The 23646-nt window shown below is 72.2% G+C and carries 21 protein-coding genes; 16 read left to right on the plus strand and 5 right to left on the minus strand.

The annotated features are described in order from the left end of the window. Positions 1 to 108 precede the first annotated feature (108 nt). On the minus strand, positions 109 to 2412 hold the full coding sequence (locus ABZ374_RS26420; protein WP_360315208.1) for a TOMM precursor leader peptide-binding protein: 2304 nt from the start codon (positions 2410 to 2412) through the stop codon (positions 109 to 111). Between the two features lie 470 nt (positions 2413 to 2882). Here ABZ374_RS26420 and ABZ374_RS26425 point away from each other — a divergent pair, with 470 nt between their 5' ends. The 5 genes from ABZ374_RS26425 to ABZ374_RS26445 all read left to right on the plus strand — a co-directional run bounded on the left by ABZ374_RS26425 (position 2883) and on the right by ABZ374_RS26445 (position 7231). Continuing rightward, positions 2883 to 3272 (plus strand): hypothetical protein, encoded by a 390-nt coding sequence (locus ABZ374_RS26425; protein ID WP_360315210.1) that lies wholly within the window; start codon positions 2883 to 2885, stop codon positions 3270 to 3272. A 43-nt stretch (positions 3273 to 3315) separates the two neighbouring features. Next, positions 3316 to 3675, plus strand: coding sequence for a hypothetical protein (locus tag ABZ374_RS26430; RefSeq protein ID WP_020548415.1), 360 nt, complete (start codon positions 3316 to 3318; stop codon positions 3673 to 3675). A gap of 113 nt (positions 3676 to 3788) precedes the next feature. Continuing rightward, entirely contained in the window at positions 3789 to 4895 is a 1107-nt protein-coding gene (locus ABZ374_RS26435) for a hypothetical protein (protein ID WP_360315212.1), read from the plus strand. Positions 4896 to 4947: 52 nt separating this feature from the next. Continuing rightward, positions 4948 to 7029 carry a radical SAM protein gene (locus tag ABZ374_RS26440; protein WP_360315214.1) on the plus strand — a complete coding sequence of 694 codons (2082 nt, stop codon included), beginning with the start codon at positions 4948 to 4950 and terminating at the stop codon, positions 7027 to 7029. A gap of 7 nt (positions 7030 to 7036) precedes the next feature. Beyond that, positions 7037 to 7231, plus strand: coding sequence for a hypothetical protein (locus tag ABZ374_RS26445; RefSeq protein ID WP_360315216.1), 195 nt, complete (start codon positions 7037 to 7039; stop codon positions 7229 to 7231). A 15-nt stretch (positions 7232 to 7246) separates the two neighbouring features. On the opposite strand, the gene ABZ374_RS26450 is transcribed toward ABZ374_RS26445, so the two are convergent. Beyond that, a complete protein-coding gene (locus tag ABZ374_RS26450) occupies positions 7247 to 8047 on the minus strand; it encodes an alpha/beta hydrolase (RefSeq protein WP_360315218.1) in 801 nt (266 codons plus the stop codon). Between the two features lie 335 nt (positions 8048 to 8382). Here ABZ374_RS26450 and ABZ374_RS26455 point away from each other — a divergent pair, with 335 nt between their 5' ends. From ABZ374_RS26455 to ABZ374_RS26480, 6 genes are all read left to right on the plus strand, one after another. Further along, complete coding sequence (locus ABZ374_RS26455) at positions 8383 to 8607, plus strand: MbtH family protein (RefSeq protein ID WP_360315220.1); 225 nt, start codon at positions 8383 to 8385, stop codon at positions 8605 to 8607. A 97-nt stretch (positions 8608 to 8704) separates the two neighbouring features. Continuing rightward, on the plus strand, positions 8705 to 9430 hold the full coding sequence (locus ABZ374_RS26460) for a response regulator transcription factor (protein WP_360315222.1): 726 nt from the start codon (positions 8705 to 8707) through the stop codon (positions 9428 to 9430). After that, entirely contained in the window at positions 9427 to 10326 is a 900-nt protein-coding gene (locus ABZ374_RS26465; protein WP_360315224.1) for a HAMP domain-containing sensor histidine kinase, read from the plus strand. The genes ABZ374_RS26460 and ABZ374_RS26465 overlap by 4 nt, the downstream gene beginning before the upstream one ends. Before the next feature lie 116 nt (positions 10327 to 10442). After that, complete coding sequence (locus ABZ374_RS26470) at positions 10443 to 10973, plus strand: DUF3060 domain-containing protein (RefSeq protein WP_360315226.1); 531 nt, start codon at positions 10443 to 10445, stop codon at positions 10971 to 10973. 282 nt (positions 10974 to 11255) lie between these two features. Then, positions 11256 to 11765, plus strand: coding sequence for an N-acetyltransferase (locus tag ABZ374_RS26475; RefSeq protein ID WP_360315228.1), 510 nt, complete (start codon positions 11256 to 11258; stop codon positions 11763 to 11765). A 746-nt stretch (positions 11766 to 12511) separates the two neighbouring features. Then, entirely contained in the window at positions 12512 to 13285 is a 774-nt protein-coding gene (locus tag ABZ374_RS26480) for a polysaccharide deacetylase family protein (RefSeq protein WP_360315230.1), read from the plus strand. Between the two features lie 97 nt (positions 13286 to 13382). Here the strand turns inward: ABZ374_RS26480 and ABZ374_RS26485 are convergent, their stop codons facing one another. Beyond that, positions 13383 to 14969, minus strand: a complete 1587-nt coding sequence (locus ABZ374_RS26485) for an MFS transporter (protein ID WP_360315232.1) — start codon at positions 14967 to 14969, stop codon at positions 13383 to 13385. Positions 14970 to 15047: 78 nt separating this feature from the next. Between ABZ374_RS26485 and ABZ374_RS26490 the strand changes: the two genes are divergently transcribed. Next, a complete protein-coding gene (locus ABZ374_RS26490; protein ID WP_360315234.1) occupies positions 15048 to 15689 on the plus strand; it encodes a TetR/AcrR family transcriptional regulator in 642 nt (213 codons plus the stop codon). Between the two features lie 53 nt (positions 15690 to 15742). On the opposite strand, the gene ABZ374_RS26495 is transcribed toward ABZ374_RS26490, so the two are convergent. Beyond that, positions 15743 to 16510 (minus strand): SAM-dependent methyltransferase, encoded by a 768-nt coding sequence (locus tag ABZ374_RS26495; RefSeq protein ID WP_360315236.1) that lies wholly within the window; start codon positions 16508 to 16510, stop codon positions 15743 to 15745. A 341-nt stretch (positions 16511 to 16851) separates the two neighbouring features. Further along, positions 16852 to 17763, minus strand: a complete 912-nt coding sequence (locus ABZ374_RS26500; protein WP_360315238.1) for an alpha/beta hydrolase — start codon at positions 17761 to 17763, stop codon at positions 16852 to 16854. A gap of 64 nt (positions 17764 to 17827) precedes the next feature. Here ABZ374_RS26500 and ABZ374_RS26505 point away from each other — a divergent pair, with 64 nt between their 5' ends. From ABZ374_RS26505 to ABZ374_RS26520, 4 genes are all read left to right on the plus strand, one after another. Continuing rightward, complete coding sequence (locus tag ABZ374_RS26505) at positions 17828 to 19159, plus strand: GAF domain-containing protein (RefSeq protein WP_360315240.1); 1332 nt, start codon at positions 17828 to 17830, stop codon at positions 19157 to 19159. A 116-nt stretch (positions 19160 to 19275) separates the two neighbouring features. Continuing rightward, complete coding sequence (locus tag ABZ374_RS26510; protein ID WP_360315242.1) at positions 19276 to 20706, plus strand: hypothetical protein; 1431 nt, start codon at positions 19276 to 19278, stop codon at positions 20704 to 20706. A 142-nt stretch (positions 20707 to 20848) separates the two neighbouring features. Continuing rightward, positions 20849 to 22153, plus strand: a complete 1305-nt coding sequence (locus tag ABZ374_RS26515) for a MoxR family ATPase (protein WP_360315244.1) — start codon at positions 20849 to 20851, stop codon at positions 22151 to 22153. Then, positions 22150 to 23448, plus strand: coding sequence for a VWA-like domain-containing protein (locus tag ABZ374_RS26520; protein WP_360315246.1), 1299 nt, complete (start codon positions 22150 to 22152; stop codon positions 23446 to 23448). The genes ABZ374_RS26515 and ABZ374_RS26520 overlap by 4 nt, the downstream gene beginning before the upstream one ends. The last annotated feature ends 198 nt before the right edge of the window (positions 23449 to 23646 follow it).

A 23646-nucleotide genomic window follows, 5' to 3' on the forward strand; every position in this document is an offset into this window, starting at 1 on the left:
CGGGGGCGCGCCGAGGCGAGCGGGCGCGGCCGGTCCGGCGGCGCGAGGCCGGACCGGAGCGGGCCCGGGGCGCGGGACGAGGCCGCGCCCGCGGGCCACCCGGTGCACTCAGAAGAAGACGCTGTACGGATTGAGCTCGGCCTCGGGCGTGGGCGCGTCGAGCCAGCCCAGCCGCACCGGTGTGTCGTACATCCGGCCCGGACCCAGTCGGCGCCAGAAGTGCCGCAACCCCGGCACCATCACCTTGGCCACGTGCAACTCCAGGTCGGGCAACGACTGGTCGAGCACGATCACCTCCAGGTCGACCGCACGCAGCCGGTCCACCGTGTCGCGGATGTCGCGCGCGATGTCGCCGCTGTGCAGCGTGCCGTAGCCGGCCAGGGTGGTGGCCGGCAGGTGCGGCGCGGGCAACGCCCACGGCTCCCGCTCGGCGGTGGCGGTGTGCAGCCAGGCCAGCGTGTGCGGGTCGTCCTCCCAGTACCTGGTGGTGCCGTCCGGATTGCGGTTGATCACCGCGGGGAGGAACTGGTTGACCTCGGTGAGCGCGCGCAACACCGCGATCCGCACGTCCAGGTGCGCGCCGAAGCCCAGCAGGATGTCCTCCACCGGGTGATCGACGCGCCGCGAGACCGCGGCGAAGGTGGGCACCCCCAGGTCGGTGGTGATGTCGACGACCTCCAGGGTGCGCTGCATCCCGGCGTAGAACTCGCGCAGCGTGTCCACGTACGGCTCGCGCAGCGAGTCCAGGTCGAAGCCCGGGCGCAGCGCCCGGTTGTACCACCACAGGCCGACCGCGTCCCGCTCGCAACTCTCGAACAGGCCCTGCATGATCGCCTCTTCGAGGGTGTTGCCGGACGCGTTGCCGTTGCCGTCGCTGAAGCAGAAGAAGTGCTCGTGCAGGTCCGGGTGGCCGAACCAGGAGTACCCGGCCGGTACCAGCCGGGGCCGGTCCTCGGTCAGCGACCACGCGCGCGACCAGTGCAGGCGCCGGGCCTCGTCGAAACGCTCGGGCACCAGATGCAGCCGGCCGGCCGATTCCCGGTTCCACGTCTCGCGCGTCTCGTACTGGGTGTCCGAGTACAGCAGCAGGTCGTAGGGGTGCACCGCCAGGTCCGGGCCCAGTTCGGCGAACGAGCCCGGTTCGGTGGACCGGTCGTCGCGCCAGACACCCGAGTAGCGCTCGATCGCCTCGCACACCCCGCTGACGCGCGCCTGTACGTCGCTGCGCCCCTTGCCGCCGCTTTGTCCGCGCAGGTTGCGCCGCAACATCGCGATGTTGCGCCCGGGCACCGCGAAGTTGTGGCTCGCCGCGTAGCTGAAGGTGACGCCGTTGTCGACGTTGTTGAGCAGGCGCAGCGAGCTGACCGCACCCAGCAACCGGCCGATGTGCTTCTCCAGGCGGTTGAAGGTGTCGTCCGGGCGCATCGTGCGGTGCCCGCCCTCGTCGTCGAACACCACCGGCTGGTCGGCGAGTTCGATCCTGGGATCGCGGTCGAGCAGCAGCGCGGGGTCGCCGCAGCCCGGGCACTGGGGCTGCCGGATCAGCCGGTGCTGCTCCAGCCGGCGGCCGGCCACGTGCAGCGAGACCAGGACGCCCTCGTACTCGGAGCGGTCGCCGGCCAGCAGTTCGGCGGCGGTCGCCGCGACCAGGTGTGCGGACAGCCCCACCGACCACGCGGTGGCGGCCAGCGACGTGCGGATCGGGTCGTCGGCGACGGTGCCGTCGTCGCGGCGCCGCAGGAAGGTTTCCACCTGCTGGTTGCCGGCCAGCCGATGGGCCAGGCAGTGCCAACAGCCGGTCCGCCCGGGCACCAGGTAGGGGCCGGTCCACACCTCGGCCCCGGTCGGTTTGACGAGCAGCCACGGCAACCCCGCGGCGCGTAACCTGGCGTCCATCGCGTTCAGCCGGGGGTCGAGGTAGTCGTCGGTGAGCACCACCGTCAGGTCCGGCCCGTGCCGCCCCTCGGCCACGTCGGCGCCCACCTCGGCCGGGGTCACCGGGGTCACCGTCGCGCCGATCTCGCGCAGCGCGGCGACCACGGCGGCGGCGTCCACCGCACCCAACGCGGCCACCTCGATCCGCGCCGCGCCGAGCCGGCGCAGCGCCGTCGCGGTGTCCAGTCCCAGGCCCTCCCAGGCCGCGGCGACGGCCCGGTCCTCGCCCACCGCGCCGTCCACCAGGTGGCCGAAGCGCTGGAACTTGGAGACGGCGAAGACCACTTCACCCATCGTGAAGCGCTCGGCCAGCTTCTCGGCGATCTCCGCGATGGTGTGCGTCCCGTCCAGGTACGGCAGCACGGCGGTGACCGCCTTGCCCTGGACCAGGTAGTGGCCGTCCTCGCAGACGAGGAAGACCCGGTCGGAACCGAAGGCGCGAGCGACGAGATGTGCCTTGAGACGAGGCAGGTCCACGAATTCTCTCCCGGCGTAGTCGAAATCGAACAAGCGGCTGTCGACGGCTGCTGCCGGTAATTCTTAGCCGCCGCCAAGGCGCCCGGACAAGGTCGTTTCGGCGATTCCCCGCTGTTTCTGCGGTGGTTGCGCACTCGGGTATGGGGGTGCACCGCGGATGTCTATCGGAGGGTGTTTCCTAACGTTGGGGGGTGCCTCGACTAGCCTGCCGGACGGTCGCGTTGACCTGCGGGAGGCAGGGGTCCGGGGGTGGGGGAGGGGGGTCCTAAGCAGGGGATCCGGCAATTAGGAATTCGGGCATTGACGCGCCGCAGCGGTCTCAGCATGCTTCCGGTATCGCAGCCGACGTCGATCCGAAACCGGCGTGCACAGGGCGCCGAACAGGTGGGACACCGTTATTCCGGACCGATGCGAATCGGCGCGGAATTTGCTGCGCGACCCGAAGTCGGATTCCAGTGAGGGAGATTCGGATGGACCCCAGGGACAGGGCCGCGTTCGTCAGGTCCTACACGAAGGTGTTGACCGCGGCCTGGTCGGACGACGAGTACGCGGCCCGACTCGAGAACGACCCACGCAGCGCGCTGGCCGAGCACGGCCTGGAACTGCCCGCCGGCGCCACGGTGCGCATCGTGCGCAACCTCGGCGGCGAGCCGGACCTGGAGGCCCAGGTCGAGCTGTGGGAGAGCGGCGCCGAGACCGGCTCGTACGAGCTGCGGGTGCCCAACTCGCCGCAGATCGAGCTGCGCGAACTCTCCGAGGCCGACCTCGAGTCGGTCGCCGGCGGTGGCCTGGAAACGCCGGACAACCCGGACGGCACCGTGTACTGCTGCTGCTGTTCCCCGTGCTGCTGCTGCACCTGAGCCGGCAGTCGGCCCCACCGGCGTCGCGGAGAGGAGGGCTCGCGTGGAGCCCAGGGAAAGAGCCGCGTTCGTCGGCTTCTACGCCAAGGTGCTGACCTCGGCGTGGTCGGACGACGACTACGCGGCACGATTGGAAGCGGACCCGCGAGCCGCCCTCGCGGAGATGGGCTTCGAACTGCCCGCCGGCGCCACGATCGACATCATTCGTGAGGCCGGCGGCGAGCCCGACCTGGAGGCCCAGGTGCGCGCCTGGACCGAGGGCGCGAAGACCGGTCGGTACGAACTGTGGGTGCTGGACTCGCCGTTGCTGGAGACGCGCGAACTGTCCGAGGCCGACCTGGACTCGGTCGCCGGCGGCGACGCGTACAGCTGTTCGTGCTCGCCGTGCTGCACCAGCACCTGACCGAACGTGGGTGCGCACACCTGATTCACCCGCACACCCGGTTCCGCCGCCTCGGGAGTCGTCCTCCCGCGGCGTCGGAACCGCCCCGTTCCACCGACCCGAGGCGGAGACACATGCCCGGACCAGCCGCGCCGGATGTGCGCGCACCGCGCCCGTCGTCGGCGCGCGAGACCTCGACGCCCGGCCCCGCCCGCCGGGCGACTTCGGGCGTCCGCCGCCGTTCTGCCGTGCTCGCCGCCGTCCTGCTGTTCGCCGGTGCCGCACTGGCCGGCTGCGGCGAGACGCCCGCCGACCCCAAGCCGGCCAAGCCACAGGGCGCCCCGCCCCCGGTGAGCGTCGAACAGGCGGGCCGACTGCTCCAGGAATACGCCGCGGCGAACACCCGGATCAACGCGAGCCTGGATCCGGCCGCGGTGGACACGATCGAGCTGCCGCCCGCCGCCACCGGCAGCAAGGCCGGAATCCAGGTGGCCAAGTCCCAGGCGATCGTGGTCCCCACGACCGGCTACGTGCACCCCAGATTCGTCTTCCCCCGAGTGACCGGCTACCCGAAGTTCTTCGTCGCCATCACCCAACTGCTCCAGTCCGACACGGTCTCCCCGTCGCCCAAGTACCTGCTGTTCGTCCAGGACCGGGAGAGCGCGCCGTGGAAGGTGGCCTACTACCCGTTCGTCACCGACCGCTCGGAGATCCCCGAACTGGAACAGGACGCCGCCGGCGGCGCCCCCGCGGTCACCGACACCGCCGCGCTGCTCGCCGACCCGGCCACGCTCGGTCGTGCCTACCAGGACTACGCGCAGGGCAAACGCGACCCCAAGGTGCCACTGTCGCCGACCAGGACGCTGACCGGGCAGGTCACCGGCGGCTGGACCGCCGGCGTGCAGGCGCTGCGCGCCAAGGGATGCCTGATCGAGCGCGGCATCCCCGCCGACGGGCCCCGCTACCCGACGTTCCTGCTGCGCACCCGCGACGGCGGTGTGCTCGCCTTCACCGCCGTGCAGGTACGGGACACGATGACCACGGCCGGCGGCAAGGACGGCGTGCCGCTGGACGCGGGCAGCCGGGAGGCCGCGCTCGCGGGCAGCCCGGAGGGAGCCAAGGCGCCGCAGTTCGTGATCGATCGACTGGTGGTCTCGCTCAGCCACATCCCGCCCGCCGCCGCGCCCGGCACCGGCGTACAGCTCATCGCCTACGGCGACTACGCGCTCTCGGTCACCTGACCCGCACCGCACCGCACCATGCCCGCCGCCCCCTCGCGTCAGGAGACCCCGAATGTCGTCGTCGCCCGTCGCATCGGCTCGCCGTCGGCAGGTTCATCTGGTCGAGCTGACCGTGATGCCCGGCGTGCGCTACAGCGCCGTGCTCGGGCAGCTCCAGGCGGCGGCCCAGGCCGACCCCGAAGTGGCCGCCGCGGTGACCTTCCACAAGCACGTGCACCTCCAGGGCGGCTCCCGAGCGGGGGTGCTCGCGGTGCCGGAGGGCCTCGACGATCCGCTCGTGGTCGCCTTCACGGTCTACTTCTGGAACCGGGTACGCACGCTGGAGTTGGCTCGGCAAGTCAAGGAGCGCTGGCCGCGCTGCCGGATCGTGGTCGGCGGCAACGACGTCACCCACCAGCAGCGCGAGCTGTTCGCCCAGGCGCCCTGGGTGGACGTACTCGTGCACGGTGAGGGCGAGTTGCGCTTCCGGGACCTGTTGCGGGCCTTCCTCGCGCACCCCGACGCCCCGCTCACGGACCCGGAACCGGCCGCCGCGTTGGCCCGGATCCCCGGGATCAGCCGACCCGGACCGAACGGGCGCCCGATCGACACCGCCGACGCGCCCCGGGTCACCGACCTGGACGCGCTCCCCTCCGCCCTGCTCGACCCGCGGGTGTGGTCGGACCGGGACCTGGCCGCGTCCCGGATGATCGTCTACGAGACCAACCGGGGCTGCCCCTACTCGTGCGCGTTCTGCTACTGGGGCGGCGCGACCAACTCCAAGGTCCGCCGGTATTCGCTGGATCGCATCCGCGCCGAACTCGACCGGATCGTCGCCAACGTCGGCCAGGGCACCCAACTGTTCATCGCCGACGCCAACTTCGGCATCCTGCCCCGCGACACCGAGATCGCCCGGCATCTGGTCGAGCTGTGCGCGCGACACGGCAAACGGCTGCTGGTGATGACCAACTGGGCCAAGAACACCAACGGGCGCGTCGTGGAGATCGCCTCGATCCTGCACGGGGCCGGGCTGACCGGCGCGATCACGCTGTCCGCGCAGTCGTTCGACGCCGAGGTGCTGCAACTGGCCAACCGGACCAACATCCGCGTCGACAACTACCGGCGCATGCAACGGCAGTTCCGCGATCGGGGCATCCCCACCTACACCGACCTGATCTGGGGCCTGCCCGGCGAGTCGCTGGCCACCCACCTGGACGGGGTCGAGGAGGCGGTCGCCGCCGGTGGATCTCCGGTGGTCTACCCGTTGTTGCTGCTCAACAACACCGACTACACCCACGCGCGCTTCCGCGACGAGCACGCGCTGACCACCCGCCGACTGCCGTGCGACCCCGGCAACACCGACCTGATCGCGGACGTGGTCACCGGGCATGCCCGGATGGACTTCGAGGACTGGCTGCGCGGCATGGAACTGCGCATCCCGCTCACGCTGTTCCACAAGTGCCTGCTGCGCTGCACCCTGCGCGTGCTGGCCCACACCACCGGCACCCGCACGGTCGACCTGGTCGCCGCGCTCGGCGAACACCTGCGCGCGGGCGACCCCGACCCGATCGCCGCCTATTGGTTCGCCGACTACACCCGCTCGTGGCGCACGCCCGAGACCTTCCCGCGCGAGGCGCTGTACGCCGAACTGGGCACCGAGACGATCCACGAGGAGATGCACTACCAGGCGATCCTGCATCGCATGGTGCGCGACCCCGAGCGCGCCCGGCAACACGCCCACGCGGCCGTGGACTTCCTCTACGAACACCTGGGCGCCGACCCGGTCGCGGCGGCCCGGCTGCCCGAGCGCGCCGACCTGGACCGGGTGACCGGCCTGGACCTGGCCGCCGCTGCGGTGTTCCGGGCCGGCATCCACAAGGTCGCCGAGGACCACGAGTTCGCCGTGCCCGGCGCGTTGTGGGCCATCCTGCGCGAACACGGCGACGTGCCGCCGGCCGACGACGAGTCGGCCGGCGCCGACCCCGATCCCGCCGACTCGATCCGGGGCCGGGTCACCGTGCCGCAGGCGCGGGTGCACTACCCGTTCAGCGCCTACGCCCTGTCCGTCTGGCACGGCAGCGGCCGGCCGGTGCACGACTGCACGACCACCGCCCGATCCGCCGACCGGCCGCTTTCGGCCCGCACGCTCCACTGAGGCAGCCATGAACCGCACCGTGCGTGTCACCGCCCCCATGCTCTACGCCACCGCGATCGTCCTGGCCTTCCTCCTGAACACCCGAGCCGGCGTCGTGGTCTGCGTCGTCGGCGGCATGTTGCTCGGCGTGTTGTTCACGGTCTCCGGTCGCCGCCGACCCTCGCACCGGCCGCCGCCGCGCGACCCACCGACGACCGGGTGAACGCCTCGATCCCGCTCAGTACTTCTGCAGGAACTCGACGATCGCCGCGTTGACCTCCTCGGGCCGTTCCAGGTGGCCCAGATGGCCGGCGTTCGCGATCGTGACCAGGTCGCAGTTCGGGATCGCGTCGGCCACCTCGGCGGCCAGATGCACGGGAGCCACCAGGTCGTCGGCGAACGCCACCACTCGACACGGCACGGTGATCCGGCGCAGCTCCTCCCGCCGATCCATGTCCAGGTCCACCCACGCCTGGCCACCCGAGCCGTCCGGGTCGCCGGCCAACTCGAAGACCTCCAGCCAGGTCGCGGCCGAGTCGTCGTCGTTCAGCGTGGTCGGTGACAACATCAGCAGCGCGGTGTTCAACGCGCGATAGGAGGCCGGCACGGGCGCATCGGCCCGGGTCTGGGCCCGGTCCGCGAGGGTCTGCGCGCGCCGCAGGGCGTCGGCCCGGGACCGGGTGGCGACGAGCACCGCGCTGTGCACCGACTCCGGGTGGCGCACCGCGAGTTCCTGGGCGATCAGGGCGCCCAGGGAGAGCCCGACGAGACGGCACGGAGCCAGATCCAACGCGTCGATCAGGCCCTTGGTGTCGGCCACCATCTGGGCGAGCGAATATTTCCCCGGTGGCACGTCCGAGGGCGCGATGCCCCGATTGTCGAAGACGATCGTCTCGAAGCCGGCACGATGCAACGCGGGTGTCTGATGCATGGTCCAGACCCGACCCGCGGCCCCCGAACCCATGATCAGAAGAACACTTTCCCCGCTGCCGGAGCGCTCGTAGGAAAGACGGATGCCATTGGCGTACAGGTAGGGCATGGTCGCTGAGTTCCGTTCGACATCGGGAACGGGATCCCGCTCCCGGGCCGCGCCGGCCCGAGCGTACGTGTCCCGACCGTGGCGGGCGTCGAACCGGCCGGCTCGCCGCGATCGACCATGGTATCCGCGCAACGCCCGCTGCCACGCGGCGATTTGGCACGCCGTCCGGAGCGGCGCGGCGCTGCCCGGTCGCGGCGGCGGCATCCGAAAGGTCGACGGGCGCGCGCCCTTGATGCCGCCCGGACGGGTCGGCCACAGTGGTCCGCAGCACCATCGAGCCGGCAGGCGCGGCCGACCCCGAGCCGTCGCCGATTCCCGAGAGAACGGACGACACGATGACGAATCCCTTCGATGACACCGAGGCGAGGTTCCTGGTGCTGGTCAACGAGGAGGGACAACACTCGCTGTGGCCGGTCTTCGCCGTGCTGCCGGTCGGGTGGACGGTCGCCTTCGGCGAGGCGAGCCGCGGGGAATGCCTCGACTACATCGAACAATCGTGGACGGACATGCGCCCGAAGAGCCTGATCGAGGCCATCGAGGCACGCGCGGCGAACGGCTGAGGCGCGTCCGGTCCCGGGGCGGGACGTTTCCCGCCCGGGGACGCCTCCGCCTCCCCTATCCTCGTCCCGGACCGACGGGGGTGGGGCACGGGTGTCCATGGACGAGGCGAGGCGGCCCGCGGTGCTGCTGGCGGACGACGACGTCGCCATCACCGCACAACTGGGGCCGCTGCTGGAGCGTTCCGGGTTCGACGTACGGATCGTGCACGACGGCGCGGCGGCGCTCGCCGCCGGCAGCGCCGAGCCGATACCGGATCTGATCGTGCTCGACGTGCTCATGCCGTTGCTGGACGGGCGCGAGGTGCTGCGCCGGATCCGGCGCTCGGGAGCCTGGATCCCGGTCATCCTGCTCACCCAGGTCGGCGAGTCGACGGAGCGGGCGATGGCTCTGGAGGAAGGCGCGGACGACTACCTCAACAAGCCTTTCGACCCGTACGAACTCGTGGCCCGGATGCGCGCGTTGTTGCGCCGCTCGGGCCGCGGCCTGCCACCGCTGGCCGGCGCCCGGGTGGTGCGGGCCGGGACGCTTCGGGTGGACCGTACCGCGCGCCGCGCGTGGCTGGGCGATCGCGAGTTGACACTCACCCCGAAGGCCGGCGCGCTGCTCGACTACCTGGTCACCCACCCCGACGAACTGCTCTCCCGGGAGCGGTTGATGGAGGTGCTGTGGGGCTGGGAGTCGGCGAGCACCACCCGGGCGGTGGACAACCGTGTCGCGGAGCTGCGCCGGGTGCTCGGCGACGACTCCGGCGCGCCCCGCTGGATCGAGACGGTCACCGGCGAGGGCTACCGCTTCGTGCCGCGCGTCGAGGCCGCCGAATGAGCCGCCGGCGTCGGATCGGCCTGACGGCGGCGGTGGTCGCGGCCTTCGTCGCCGCGCTGGTGGCCGCCGCCGTGTTCGGCGACGACCGGCGGGTCTACGTGCGCTTCGCCCCGGTCCTGGGCGTGCTCGTGCTCGGTCTGCTTGCGGCCGGCGCGGTCGTGGTGGTGATCGACGTACGCGAACGCATCACCCGAGCCGCAGAGCGGGCCCGGGCCGAGGCGGCGGCCGAGCACCACCGTTTCCTGCGCCGACTCGACCACGAACTGAAGAACCCGTTGACCGCGATGCGCCTGGGCCTGGCCAACCTGGCCGCCGGCGGCGCCGATTCGGACCCGGACGGCCCGCTGGCCGGCGTGGGGGAACAGGTGGCCCGGCTGGCCCGGATCACCGGCGACCTGCGCAAGCTCGCCGACATCGAATCACGCCCGCTGGAACGCGTCGCGGTGGACGTCGCGGTGCTGCTGGACGCCGCCGGCGAGACCGGTCGGGATCTGCCGGGCGGCGCGGACCGGCGGATCAGCGTCTCGGTACCCCGCGTGCCCTGGCCGCTGCCCACCCTCGCCGGCGACCCGGACCTGCTGGAGCTGGCCCTGGAGAACCTGGTCGGCAACGCGGTCAAGTACAGCGACCCGGGCTGCGCGATCGAACTGCGCGCGTTCGCCGAGGACGGCTATGTGGTGGTCGAGGTCGCGGACACCGGACGCGGCATCCGGGCCGACGAACTCCCCACGGTCTGGGAGGAGTTGGTACGCGGAAGCGACGCACGTGGGACGCCGGGCAGCGGGCTGGGCCTGGCCCTGGTGCAGGCGGTCGTGCATCGCCACGGGGGTCGTACCGAACTGCGCAGCATGCCCGAGTCGGGCACCGTCGTGCGGTTGCGGCTGCCCACCTCGTGACCGTGTCGGTGATGTCGCAGAGCCGGTAGATGCCTGCCACACCGGCGCGACACGCGGTCCCTAGCGTGGAGGGCACAGGCCGAAGCGGCCTGGCGAAACTGGGGGAGAGACTCGAAATGCGTATCCGTACCGTACTGCCCGCGATCCTGATCACCGCGACCGTCGCGATCGGCACCACCGCCTGCGAGGCCGGCGTCGAGAAGAAGAGCAGCTCCTCGGCGCCTTCGGCCGCCCCGGCCGCCCCCGGGAGTGGCACGGACGCATCGGTGCCGGCCGCCGCGAGCGGGCCGCCGTCGACCTCGGCCACCGGCGCGCCCAAGACGGGCAAGGCCACGACGCCGCAGACCACGCCGGCGGCGCCGAACACGCACCGCGACGCGCTGGTCATCTCCGGGACCGGCGCCCAGCCGACCGCCGACTGCACCGGCAAGGACGTGCGGATCGAGGGCAACGAGATCAACGTCACCCTGACCGGCTTCTGCCGCGAGATGACGATCTCGGGTGCCGACCACACCGTCGAGGTGGCGTGGGCCGACAAGATCACCGTGACCGGCTCGAACCACCTGCTGATGTACGGCGTCAAGGCCGACGGCAGCAAGCCCGACATCATCGACAACGGCACCAGCAACAAGATCTTCACCAGGTGAGCCATCCGGACGCCGGGCGCGATCGCGTCGCACACGCGATGCGATCGCGCCCGGCGGCGGACCAGGCCCGCTAGACTCGTCCCTGTTCGTGTTCGGTTCGGATCGAGACATACGAGGAGGTGGGGTTGATGACCGCGCGCAAGGCCACAGCCGTGTGCAGTGCCCGGATCACCCTCACGTCCCGGGCCGTGGCCTGACCTCGTTGTGATTCCCGCCCTCGCCTGAGCGTGAGCTCGCAGGGCGGCCGCCGATCCGAACCATCGAAACGGACGACCATCCATCATGAGCGACACCCGGTTCACGCGCGTCGAGACCGACGCCGACATTCCGACCGTGCACACCATCCACGCCCGCGCCTTCGAGACGCCCGCCGAGGCCGATCTCGTCGACGCGTTGCGCGTGGACCCGTCCTGGATCCCGGGCCTGTCCATCGTCGCCACCGACGCGAACGACCGGCCCATCGGGCACGCGTTGCTGACGCGTTGTCACATCGACGATGTGCCGGCCCTGGCCCTGGCACCCGTCGCGGTGCTGCCCGAGTACCAGGGCACCGGCGTCGGCTCGACCGCCGTTCGGGCCGCCCTGCGGGCGGCCGAGGACCTGGGCGAGCACCACGTCGTCGTCCTGGGGCACCCGGCGTACTACCCGAGGTTCGGTTTCACCCGCGCCTCGGCCCACGGCATCGGCCTCACCATCGAGGTCCCGGACGAGTCCCTGATGGCCCTCGCCTTCGACGCCGACCACCCGCTGCCCGGCGGCACCGTGCACTACGCGGCCCCCTTCGGCATCTGACCCACGGCAGGACGGGGGAGCCGGCGCGGTTTGCCCGCGCCCGGTAATACGTATTCCCGCGGCCTCGCCTCCCCGCCACTTCGTGGTCGGGAGGCGGGGCCTTTTCCCGGGCCGATTCCCCGCCGCGGACTTGTCGGGTGTGCCGTGGTCGATGATGCCTTGGCTCGATATTCAAGGCATGGCTTGATTTCCGTGGGATCTGCGAGGGTCCACCGATTCCCCAGGCGCCGAGGCTTGCGTCGGACAGGCGAGGAAACGTTCCTGCTTCACCGCTTCGCTGATCGATTGGTTGTGGTCGTGCACGATTATGATCGAGATCGGATCATCCGGTCAAGCGTGTGAGCTGGTGTGATTCCACACGGTCATCTGTGAATCACGGATGGCTAACATAGGTCTAGACCGGTGGCGACAGAACCGAAAGGCTCCGCTGTGTGCGCATTCCGGCGAGGTTCCGTTTACGAACGGTTCATTCTCGGATCGAGGTCCGCAGCGCCGAGTCGATGTTCCGCGCGCAATCGTGGGCGAGGCGGCAGTACCTGCAGGCGATAAACCATTCGACCTGCCTCGGGTGATGGTGCAATACGTGTCGGCCGAAAGTCCAAAAGATGTACGGCCGATATCGAATGCCTCCCCGGTATGACCGAACGCCGACGGCGAAGCCCTTCCCGGCCCCGGAGTCCGCCGCGCCACGACCCCGGTTGTTCCACGGCACCACGACCAACGCTCCGCCGAAAGGAACCACCCCGATGACACCCACTCGCACCACCCGCCTTCGGTCCCGCCCGCGCCGCCGCCGTCCGGTCGCCCTGGTCGCCGCCCTGGTCTGCGTCGCCACGGCCTGGAGCGCGTCGCCCGCCGCCACGGCCGCGCCGACGCCGACCACCGGGTTGGCCGCGGCGGCCACCGCTCCCGTCGCCGGCCCGGTGAGCCCGGCCCTGATCACCACCACCGCCCGGCCCGGCAACCGGGTCGCGCTCACCTTCGACGACGGGCCGAGTCCGCAATTCACCCCGCAATTGCTGCAGGTGCTCAAGAAGCACCAGGTCAAGGCGGTGTTCTGCGTCGTCGGCGAGCAGGTCGAATGGCAGGAGGCGACGGTCCGCGCGATCGTCGCCGACGGCCACACCCTGTGCAACCACACCTACCGTCATCGCGACCTGACCACCGTTTCCCCGGCGGACATCGACGCGGACATCCAGCAGACCAACGCCCGGATCCGGACCGCCGTTCCGGGCGTCGAGATCCCCTACTTCCGTGCGCCGTACGGCAATTGGGGCCAGTCGCCCGCCGTCGCCGCGAACCTGGGCCTGCGCCCGCTGAGTTGGACGCTGATGCCCGGCGACTGGGAACTGCCCGGCGTGGACGTGCTCCTGCAACGCCTCCGCGACGGCATCACCCCGACCGGCGTGGTCACCCTGCACGACGCGGGCGGCGACCGCCAACAGACGGTGGACGCGGTGGACCGCCTGATCACCGAGTACCACGCCAAGGGCTGGAGCTTCGACCTCCCGGCCCGCTGAGCCCCGCCGCCGCGTCGGACCGGGTCGGCCGGTCGATGACGAAGTCGCCCGAACGGCAACCCGGTTCGGCGCGGCGGCAGCCCCGATCCGCCTCCCCTCATCCGCCGGCCGGCGCCTTGATCCGGCCCGACACCAGCGCGGCCACCAAGGCAAGCAACGCGGTCAGCCCGAAGGTCACGCCCAGCGCGGTTCCCATCCCCGCGCCGTGGTCGTGCGTCAGGGCGAGCGCGCCACCACCGAGGCCGCTGAGCACGGCGACGGCGAAGGTCTGGGACAACTGGAGCGCCGCGCCGGTACGGCCCTGTTCCTCGGGCGGCGCCTGGGCGAGGACCGCCGCGGAGGCGGCGTTGTACGCGATGCCCATCCCGAGTCCGCCGATCGCCCAGCCCGCCACCGCCACCGACGGGGGCACGGCGTCGATCAGTACGGCGCCGGCCAGGATCGCGATGCCGAGGAACAACACGGCGCTGCCGAGCGCGCCGTGCGTCGGGCGAAGCCGCGCGCCGTGGCGATCGTCCCAGCGTGCCTGGAGCGCGGAGCCCGCCACCCAGGTCAGCGCGCCCGCCGAGAGTCCCAGTCCCGCCTCGACGGTGCTCAACCCGCGCAGCTCGGTCAGCCCCAGCGGCAGGAAGGTGTCCGCGCCGAAGTAGGCCCCCGCGAGCAGCCAGCGCATCGCGACCCCGGCCGGCAGCCCGCGTCGGGCACGGGTGGTGCCGGCGGGGGTCAGGGCCGCATAGGCGAGCACGGCGACGACCGCGCCGACCGACGCGAGCAGCACCATCGACACCGCCGACCCGAACTCGAACGCCACGATCATCAACCCGGTCCCCAGCGCGAGCACGAGACTCGACACCGGATCCGGAAGCCGCCGCAGGCCCCTCGCACCCGAAGCACGGGAGCGGCGCGAAGCACCGGAGCCGCCCGAAGCACCCGAAGCGCCCGAACCGGCGAGCGTACGGAGCGCGGGCAGCGTCAGCAGGCCCGCGAGCACGATCGGAATCGGCAACAGCAGGAACAACCAACGCCACGACAGTCGATCGGCGAGGGTGCCCGCCACGACCGGCCCGATCAGCGCCGGCAGCGTCCACGCCGACGAGGTGAGCGCGACCATGCGGGCTTGCAGATGTGCCGGGTAGGCCCGACCGATCACCAGATACGCCAACCCCATGATCGCCCCGACGCCCAGCCCCTGGACGAACCGCCCGGCCACGAACACCCACCACGTGGGCGCCACGCCGGCGAGCACACACCCCGCCGCCAACAACCCCAGGGCCACCGCGAGCGGTCGACGCGGCCCGATCCGGTCACCGGCCGTACCGGCCGCGACCGCGCCCAGGATGCTCGCGAGCATCAGCGCGGACAGACCCCAGCCGTACGATTCCAGCCCGCCGAGCCGCCGTGCGATGCGCGGCATGATCGCGACCACCCCCATGGCCTCGAACGCCACGAGCCCCACCGAGATCAACACTCCCGCCGAGAGCGCCCGATGCCCGTGGTCCCACACCCCCGCACGGTCGGTCGCATCGGCGCCGTCCACCGGCCCGACGGCACCGGCGGATGCCGGCGCGGCGGTATCGGTTCCCGACGGGGCGGGCGGAGCGCCCATCGGATCCGGCCGAGGCGTGCCGTCGGCCTTCGTCGCGTCGACGGTCGGTTCGAGTTCGCGCTGCCGTTCGGCTGGCAAGGTCGGCTCCCAGGTCTTCGTCGTTTTATGTTCCGTTCCGGAACGGAACGATATTAGACCCGATCTATACTCGTGACCATGGCCAGCTCCGATACGCGACTGATCCCCACCGGTCGGGGCCGTCCCCGCGACCACCGCATCGACGAGGCGGTGCTGGCCGCGACCATGCGACTGCTCCAGGAAGGCGGCTACGCCGACTTCACGATGGAGGCCGTCGCCGCACGCGCCGGCACCACCAAACCGGCCATCCGCCGCCGCTGGGCGTCACGTCGCCACCTCGTCGTCGACGCCCTCGTGGCCGCCATGGGCGAAGCCCCCACCCCGGACACCGGCTGCACCCACTGCGACCTCATCGCCGGCATCGCCACGCTCACCACCGCGTTCGCGGGCCCCGGCACCCGCCGGGTGTGGCCCGCCCTGGTCGCCGACATCGCCGCCGACCCGGCCCTGGCCGAGACCTTCTTCACCCGCCTGTTCGAGCCCCGCCGCGCCGCCACCGCCGCCGCGCTGCGCCGCGGCATCGACCGCGGCGACATCCGCGCCGACACCGACCTCGACCTGCTCCTCGACCTCCTGGCCTCGACCACCTACTATCGAGCGCTCTTCGGCCACCTCCCGATCACCGACAGCCTCGCCGAGGACATCGTGATGATCGTCATGTCCGGAGTGGCCACGCCCGCCTGGCGGGCGCAGCACGAACGCCCGCACCGCCACCCCTGAACACCCGCCACCGCCAAGGGGGAGTTCGCGTCCGCCACCGCCGGGTCGTCCGCCTACTTGCGGCCGACCCCCGCGTACATCCACTGGCGGTCCGCGTGCGGACGCGGCAGGCGGTCGGCCCGCCAGGAGGCGACCGGGACCACCCCGGGGTTCACCAGGCTCAACCCCGTGAACAGCGCGCATACCTCCGGGAGGGGGCGCGGGAACAGCGGGGCGGCCGAATGCCGATACGTCTCGGCGGTGGCCCGGGCCGCCTCCGGACGCAGATCGGCGGCCAGGTGCGAGAGCAGCAGCGCGCTCCCGGGCACCATGGCCGCCATCAACTCGCCCACCACGGACCGCGGATCGTCCGCGTCCGACAGATAGTGCAGGACCGCGGCCAGCACCACCGCCACCGGCCGGCGAAAGTCCAACCCGGACCGACCGCCCGCCCGCTGCAACAGCGCGCCGGGATCACGAAGATCGGCCTCCACCACGCGCACCCGCCCGGGCCGCGTGGATAACGCGCGGGCGTGCGCGAGCACCAGCGGATCGTTGTCGACGTACACCGCCCGCGCCTCCTCGGTCGCGAGCACCGCGCACTCGTAGGTGTCGCCGGCGGCCGGCAGCCCCACCCCGATGTCGAGGAACTGACGGATCCCACACCCGGCCGCGAACGACACCGCGCGGCGCAGGAACGCCCGATTCGCGAACGCCATCTGCCGGACCTCCGGCGCCAGGGCGAGCACGTCCGCCGCGGCGGCGCGGTCGATCGGGAGGTTGTTCTTGCCGTTGAGGTAGTGGTCGTACATCCGCGCGGGATGCGGCAGATCGGTCCGCAACGCGGAAAACCGGGACCGGGGCGCCGGCGCCGGCGGAGTCGCCTCCGTCGGCGCCGGCGCCCTGGCCGCAGGCACCCACGCCGGCGGTCGCACGCTCGGTCCCCGTACGTCCGGCCCCCGTGTGCCTGACGTCCGCGTCTCCGATGTCCGTACGACCGCCGCTCGCGCGTCCGCCGGGCAGCCGCCGTGAGGACTGCCACCCGGTGTCTGGTCAGGCATCACAATCATCGGCCTTCCCGACTGTCGACGCGCGAAATCGCGGGTCGCGGGCCGCCCGAATCGGGCGAGGCGGGGATACCCGCCGGGCGGTCCCGCAGCTTCCTCCGCACTGCCCCGGGAGGTCAGTGGCGGAGGAAATCCGTGACGACGGCGTCGAATTGCTCGCGTTCCTCAACGAAGGGCACATGCCCGCTCGCAGAGAACCTCGCCACCCGTGCGTCGGGCAAAACCCCGGCCAGCCATCCCGCCAGGTCTCCGGGGAAGATCCGACTGCGCTCACCGTAGACGAGCAGGGTCGGCACCTTCACCTCGGGCAGCACGGACCGCCAATCGGAATGCGCCATGTCCATCCACACCTCCAACGCGGAGGAGGTGTGCGTCTGGGTGGTCTCCGCATACGCCGCGTCCACCGCCTCCGCCGCCGGCGCTTCGGCGAAGCACGCCTGGATGAACGGCTTGATCGCCAGCGGCCGGGCGTATCGGACCGTCTGCGCGAACACCGCCAGATCCGCGGCCGAATAGCCACCCTGCAACGCGAACTCCCAGCCCGGAGCGTCCATGAAGCGCGGCGACTGATCGACGAACACCGCGCCGCGCAGTCCGTCGCAGCCGAACTGCCGGATATAGGACAGGATCACCGAGGTGCCCATGGACCAGCCCACCAGCGTCGACTCGGACAGATCCAACGCCCGCATCAACTCCCGCACATCACGGGCATATTGCGCCAACGAGTGCCCCTCGGGCGTCTTCCCCGACCGCCCGTGCCCGCGAAAGTCGACGGCGATCACCCGGTGCTCCGCCGCCAGGGCGGCGATATTGCCCGCCCAGAAGGTGCCGTTCATGGTCCAGCCGTGCAGCAACACCACCGGCCGGCCCGCGCCGTACTCCTCGTAGTACAGCGGAACGGCGTCGGACAACTCCAGATAGGGCACCGTCTCTCCTTCACTCTCGGCCGCCGAGTCGCCGACCCGCGCCACCGCAGTCTGGGCGAGCGCGCACCGCTTCCACCAGAGCGCCGAGGGGGGTTGCAACAACGTTGCAGATTCCGCTTACCCGGCCGGCCCGGGCAAGCTCACCCGGCGCCGGCATGATGGCCACATGGCGTTACGACCGAAGGTGCGCGATCGAGCCCTGGGCGGTGGATCGGCGCGGGGCGTACGAGACCCGATCCGGGCCTCCTGGTCACGCGCGCGCCGACACGGCCTGCCGCCGGACGCCTATCTCCCGCCGGTCACCCTCGACGACGACGAACTGGCCCGGTATCGCCAGGAACACCCGCTGCGCCCGATCTGGCCGCTGCTGCGCCGCTCGCTGGGCGGCCTCACCGCCGACCCCGGCCGACTGCTGTTCCTCAGCGACGCGCGAGGGCACCTGCTGTGGGTCCAGGGCGACAGCGCCACCCTGCGCTCGGCCGAGCGCGTACACCTTCTGCCCGGGGCGCTGTGGAGCGAGGACGCGGCGGGCACGAGCGGAGTCGGCACCACGCTCGCGACCGGCCGGCCGTTCCAGGTGTTCGGCGCGGAGCACTTCCTGTCCGCGGCCACCGCGTACACCTGCACCGCCACGCCCATCCACGACCCGGCCAGTGGCGAACTCCTCGGCACCCTCGACTTCACCTGCCCCGCACAGCACTGGCAACCACTGGCGATACCCCTCCTGGACACCGCCCGCCGACTGGCCCAGGCCGAACTGGAGTCCATCCGGCTGCGCGAGGAAGTGCGGGTCGGCAGCCGCTACACCGAGCGGATCGCCCGCCGACTCGGCACCCGCAGCGCGATCGCCGACCCCCGGGGCCGCATCGTGCGCTCGGATCCCCCCGGTTGGCTCCCGCAGCACCTGCCCGGACCGCCGACCGAGGGTCGCATGTTGCTCCCCGACGGGCAGCCCGTGCTGGTCGAACGCCTCGCCGCGGGCGGCCTGTTCCTGCTGATCGCCGAGGACGCCGGCGCCGGCGCCCTGACCACCGCCCCGCTGCGGTTCCACGCGCTGGGCCTGCGTCGGGCCCGCCTGGAGATCGCCGGCACCACGCACGAACTCACCCCGCGCCACGCCGAGATCGTCATCACCCTGCTCAGCGAACCGGGCGGAATGACGGCCCGGGCCATCGCCGACGCGGTATACGGCCCCACCGGCCGCCCGGCCACCAGCCGCGCCGAACTCGCCCGACTGCGCTCGATCCTGGGCCACCGCCTGGCCTCCGACCCCTATCGCCTGATCGGCCCCGTCGAAGCCGACTTCCTCGACCTGGACCGGGCGCTGTCCAGCCCCGGCACCCCCATCGACACCCTCCTCGACCGCTATCGGGGCCCACTCCTGCCCGGCTCCACGGCTCCCCGCATCCTCACCCTGCGCAACACCCTCCACGAACGCCTGCGCCACCGCGTCCTGGCCGCGGCCGACTACGACACCGCCCTGCGGTGGGCGAGGTGAACCCCGGACGCACCGGGGGTGCCTGGCGCAACGCAGGTGCGGGCGATAGGCTTTCCGGCGATGATCACTCTTCCTCGTTTCGAAATGGGGGTCCCGTCCGCGCAAGGTGAGTGCTGATGCTCACTCGGATCGCGAACAGGGATTCCAAACCTTCCTTCTGGCTGCGCGTGCGCGAGTTCGCCGTGCCGCCCTCCATGATCGAGACTGCGACCGCTCGTCGAGATGCCGGCGACTGGGCCGGGGCATGCGCCGCCGCAGGCATCGATATCGACGTACGGCCACGTTCGGTGGCACGCACGCACGGCCGGGACCTCGCGGCCCGACTGCGCGACGACCTGCGGCACTTGGCTCCGGATCTGCTGCGTTGGCACATGCCCAGGGTCGCCCCCGACGGATTGCTGCGACCGGGGCTGACCATCGCCCTGGCCCGGTACGACGTCGAGGACGAGAGCCGGGCCGGCCGAAGTCCGGTGTACCTGGTGGTCAGGACCCCGCCCGCGTGGGCGGACGCCGGTCAGCGGATCAGCCTCGCACTGTGGGACGGATCGCCCGACCGGGCCGAGGCCCTGCCTCGCTCCTACCCCCACCCGCATCCCAACCGGCGGTTCCGGCTCGACCTGCACCGCCACCTGTGGGATGCCCGCAGGAGCGCCGAACTGCGGGTCCGCTCCGGAGCCGACTGCCCGCCCACCGAAGGCCGTTGCGCCCCGGGCCGTGACCCGGATCCGGATTCGGACCCGCTCGCCACGCTGCCCTACGCGCACCGCTGCGCCGTGGACCGCTGGGCGGCCGAGGCGCGGATCGTGCTCCGGGCCGAGGGGCGGTCCGCCGGCAGCGTCCGGATACGGCTCGACGGCCGACATCGGCTGTTGCTGGATCCGGCCGCCGACGGCGACGACGTCGGGCCGCGCCCGCTGTGGCTCGGTTCGACGACGGCCGGCGACGCCCCCGGGATGCCGATCCTGCCGGACGCGGCGACCTGGGTGGCGCCGGATCTGGCGCTGCTGCGCGCCGGTTCGATCGACGTCGATCGGCTGCACCCACTGGTCGCCGCGGCGCTGGCACCGGAACGGGCGGCGGCCGGCCCGGCGCGCGTCGCGGACCGGGCGGCCCGACCGCACGTGGTGGACTGCCGGGGCGCCCGGCATCGGATCGGTCTGGTCGACGGAGTACTGGCGCCGCTGGACCACGACCCGGCCGAGATCCGCCGCGAGGAACTGCTCGCCGCGCTGACCGGCACGCCGCTGCCGTGCCTACAGGTCATCGACGAGGCGCATCGCCGTCCACACGCCCTCGCCGGCGTCCGCGAACGCCTGGACCACGGCGACACCGCCGGGGCCCTGGCCATCGTCGAGGGCCTGCTGGGTCGCGACGCGGTGCTGCGCAGCGGCCCGCTGCGCGACGAACTCGAATCGGCCGCGCTGCGCCGGGTCACCTACGGACTCTTCAGGGCCGGCCTGATGGACGCCGGAGCCCGCCGGGTCCCGGTGAACCATCGCCACTCGCGCGGCCACCGCACCTGTCCGTGCCATTCGAAGCCGCGTTGACCCGAGACCTCGACGCGCACACCCGTACTCCCCACATACCTCGCAGGACGACCGCCGCCCACCCCGGGACGTCGGTCCGCGGCCGCGCGTGCGCTGTCGCGATCCCGGCTGCCCGCACCCGAACCCGAAGGTGATCCCACGCATGTCCACATACACCCCGTACCGCCCGCCCGCCCCGAACACCCGCCCCACCGAAGCCGGTACACCCCGTCCCACACCCGGCCCGCCCCCCGTCGCCCCCCAACTCGACGTCGCCGCCCGCCTGTCGGCCCTTCTGCGCGAGGCCGACACCGAACCGCGTCCGGACACCCAACTGGAGGCCCTGACTCTGGCCGTGGCCGCCGACCTGCCCGTGCTCCTGTGGGGCGAGCCGGGCATCGGCAAGACCGCGGCGCTGACCCAACTCGCCGCGTCCCTGGACCTGCCGCTGACCACGGTGATCGCGAGCGTGCACGAGCCGTCCGACTTCTCGGGGTTGCCCATCGTCGGCGACGACCCCGCCGAGCAGGGTGTGCCGATGGCCCCGCCGGACTGGGCGGTGCGCCTGGTACGGGCCGGTCGAGGGCTGCTGTTCCTGGACGAACTGTCCACCGCGACACCCGCCGTACAGGCCGCCCTGCTCCGCCTGGTCCTGGAACGGCGGATCGGCGCCCTGCAGTTGCCGCCCGGGGTGCGGATCGTGGCGGCCGCCAATCCGCGCTCCTCGGCGGCCGACGGTTGGGAACTGAGCCCACCGCTGGCCAATCGATTCGTACACCTGCAGTGGACGCACGATCACGACGTCGTGGTCCGCGGGCTCGGCGGCACCTGGCCGCTGGCGACCCTGCCGCACCTGGACCCGACCGACCTGCCGGCGGCGGTGGCCTTCGCCCGCCGGGCCGTGTGCGGGCTGCTCGCCGCGCGTCCCACGCTCGTGCACCGGCTGCCGACCGGCGAGTCCCGCCGGGGCGGGGCCTGGCCGTCGCCGCGCAGTTGGGAGATGGCGTTGTGCCTGATCGCCTTCGCGACCGCGGCCGGCTCCTCCCGCGAGGTGCTCTCCATGCTGGTCCGGGGCACGGTGGGGGACGGTCCCGGGCTGGAGTTGCTGGCCGGCCTGGACCGGATGGACCTTCCGGATCCCGAGGACCTGCTCGCCGACCCGGCCGGCGCCGTGCTTCCCGAGCGCGGAGATCTGCGCCAAGCGGTGCTCGACGGGGTGGTGGACGCGGTTCGCAACCGGCCGGAGAAGGCCCGCTGGGACGCGGCCTGGTCGCTCCTGGTCCGGGCGATGGAGACCGGCGCCCCGGACCTGGTGGTCGTCCCGGCGACCACGCTCGCGTCGCTGCGTCACCAGGACTGGGAGGTCCCGGCCTCGATCGAGCGGCTCGCCGGCGTGGTGTCCCTTTCCCGGCGAGCGGACCGCACGGCCGCCCGGACGGGGGCGCACGAGGCGAAGGCGGCCCGATGACCGCAGACGCACCGGCGACGGCGAACACCGCGAACGCACCGGTGGTACGCCCGCGCCGACCGCTGGACCTCGACAAGCTCTTCGCCGCCCGGCTGTACGCGGCCCGGGCCCGCCCCTACCTGGCGACCGCCCTGTTCGCGCTGCACACCGTCGAGTCGCGGAGCGTACCGACGATGGCGGTCGACCGGCACTGGAGGTGCTATGTGTCGCCGGGGTTCGTGGACCGCACGCCGGAGGAGGAACTGGCCGCGGTCTGGGTGCACGAGGTGTCGCATCTGCTGCGCGACCACCACGGGCGCAGCGACCGGTTCGCCCGCGAGCACGACGCGGCCGGCCCGGGGGAGCGGTTGCGGATGAACATCGCCGCGGACTGCGAGATCAACGACGACGCCTTCGGCGACGGGCTGGTCCGACCCGAGGGCGCCGTCGTGCCGGAGATGCTGAGTCTGCGCGACGGCGAACCGATGGAGGACTATCTGCGCCAATTTCGGCTCGGGCCGTGTACCCAGGACCTGGCCTGGCTGGACTGCGGCAGTGGTGCCGACGGGCTGGAACGCGAATGGGAATGGGGGCCGGACGGCGCGCACGGCCTCAGCGTCCAGGAGCGCGACGCCGTGCGGTTCCGGGTGGCCGAGGGCATCACCGCCCGTCCGGGGAGCGTGCCCATGGGGTGGCGGCGCTGGGCGGAGGAGGCGTTCCATCCGCCACAGCCGTGGCGGGAGTTGTTGGGCGGGGCGGTGCGCTCGGCGACCTCCGGGGCCGGTGCGGGCGACGACTACACCTACGGACGGCCGTCCCGGCGCTCGGCCGGCCTGCCCGGCGTCGTGCTGCCCAGCCTGCGGCGCAAACCGCCTCGGGTCACCGTGATCATCGACACCTCCGGGTCGGTCAGCGACGCCGAACTGGGCAGCGCGCTCCTGGAGGTCGCCGCGATCTGCCGGGCCGTGGGCGGGCGTCGCGACCTGATCACGGTGGTGCCCTGCGATGCGGCCGCCACGATCGCGCATACGCTGTGCCGCGACGAGGGCATCCCGCTGGTGGGCGGCGGGGGCACGGATCTGCGCACCGGCTTCGCCAAGGCGCTGCGCACGCAGCCCCGACCGGACGTGGTCGTGGTGCTGACCGACGGCCAGACCAGCTGGCCGAGCTCGCGACCGTCGTGCCGCACGGTGGTCGGCCTGTTTCCCCGGCAGGTGCCCCGGTCGTGGATCGAGAACGATCCCGACTATGTGCCGGACACGCCCCCCGAGTGGGCCAGGGTGGTGGTGATCGACCAGGCGTCCGCCGCCCGGTGAGTTTCCGGCCTCACCGGGGTGAACAGCAAGGGCGCCGAGTCCGGTTGTCGCAGACCATGCCCGAAAGGGCGGCTGTGCGGTGTGGCTCGGGTCGCTTTTTGTGGGAAACCTACAACGCATCGGCGCCGGCATGCTCGATCCAGGACATGGGTGTACTCGTCGGTAACCAAGCAGGGTATAGATAGGTGCAGGCGACGC

The organism is Embleya sp. NPDC005971 (genome assembly GCF_040629175.1).
Classification (GTDB): Bacteria; Actinomycetota; Actinomycetes; order Streptomycetales; family Streptomycetaceae; genus Embleya.

Excerpts from the sequence above, each read along its gene's own strand:
- ABZ374_RS26425 (WP_360315210.1), top strand. The coding sequence starts at position 2,883 with ATGGACCCCAGGGACAGGGCCGCGTTCGTCAGGTCCTACACGAAGGTG.
- ABZ374_RS26435 (WP_360315212.1), top strand. The coding sequence starts at position 3,789 with ATGCCCGGACCAGCCGCGCCGGATGTGCGCGCACCGCGCCCGTCGTCG.
- ABZ374_RS26440 (WP_360315214.1), top strand. The coding sequence starts at position 4,948 with ATGTCGTCGTCGCCCGTCGCATCGGCTCGCCGTCGGCAGGTTCATCTG.
- ABZ374_RS26445 (WP_360315216.1), top strand. The coding sequence starts at position 7,037 with ATGAACCGCACCGTGCGTGTCACCGCCCCCATGCTCTACGCCACCGCG.
- ABZ374_RS26450 (WP_360315218.1), bottom strand. The coding sequence starts at position 8,047 with ATGCCCTACCTGTACGCCAATGGCATCCGTCTTTCCTACGAGCGCTCC.
- ABZ374_RS26455 (WP_360315220.1), top strand. The coding sequence starts at position 8,383 with ATGACGAATCCCTTCGATGACACCGAGGCGAGGTTCCTGGTGCTGGTC.
- ABZ374_RS26460 (WP_360315222.1), top strand. The coding sequence starts at position 8,705 with ATGGACGAGGCGAGGCGGCCCGCGGTGCTGCTGGCGGACGACGACGTC.
- ABZ374_RS26465 (WP_360315224.1), top strand. The coding sequence starts at position 9,427 with ATGAGCCGCCGGCGTCGGATCGGCCTGACGGCGGCGGTGGTCGCGGCC.
- ABZ374_RS26470 (WP_360315226.1), top strand. The coding sequence starts at position 10,443 with ATGCGTATCCGTACCGTACTGCCCGCGATCCTGATCACCGCGACCGTC.
- ABZ374_RS26475 (WP_360315228.1), top strand. The coding sequence starts at position 11,256 with ATGAGCGACACCCGGTTCACGCGCGTCGAGACCGACGCCGACATTCCG.
- ABZ374_RS26480 (WP_360315230.1), top strand. The coding sequence starts at position 12,512 with ATGACACCCACTCGCACCACCCGCCTTCGGTCCCGCCCGCGCCGCCGC.
- ABZ374_RS26490 (WP_360315234.1), top strand. The coding sequence starts at position 15,048 with ATGGCCAGCTCCGATACGCGACTGATCCCCACCGGTCGGGGCCGTCCC.
- ABZ374_RS26505 (WP_360315240.1), top strand. The coding sequence starts at position 17,828 with ATGGCGTTACGACCGAAGGTGCGCGATCGAGCCCTGGGCGGTGGATCG.
- ABZ374_RS26510 (WP_360315242.1), top strand. The coding sequence starts at position 19,276 with ATGCTCACTCGGATCGCGAACAGGGATTCCAAACCTTCCTTCTGGCTG.
- ABZ374_RS26515 (WP_360315244.1), top strand. The coding sequence starts at position 20,849 with ATGTCCACATACACCCCGTACCGCCCGCCCGCCCCGAACACCCGCCCC.
- ABZ374_RS26520 (WP_360315246.1), top strand. The coding sequence starts at position 22,150 with ATGACCGCAGACGCACCGGCGACGGCGAACACCGCGAACGCACCGGTG.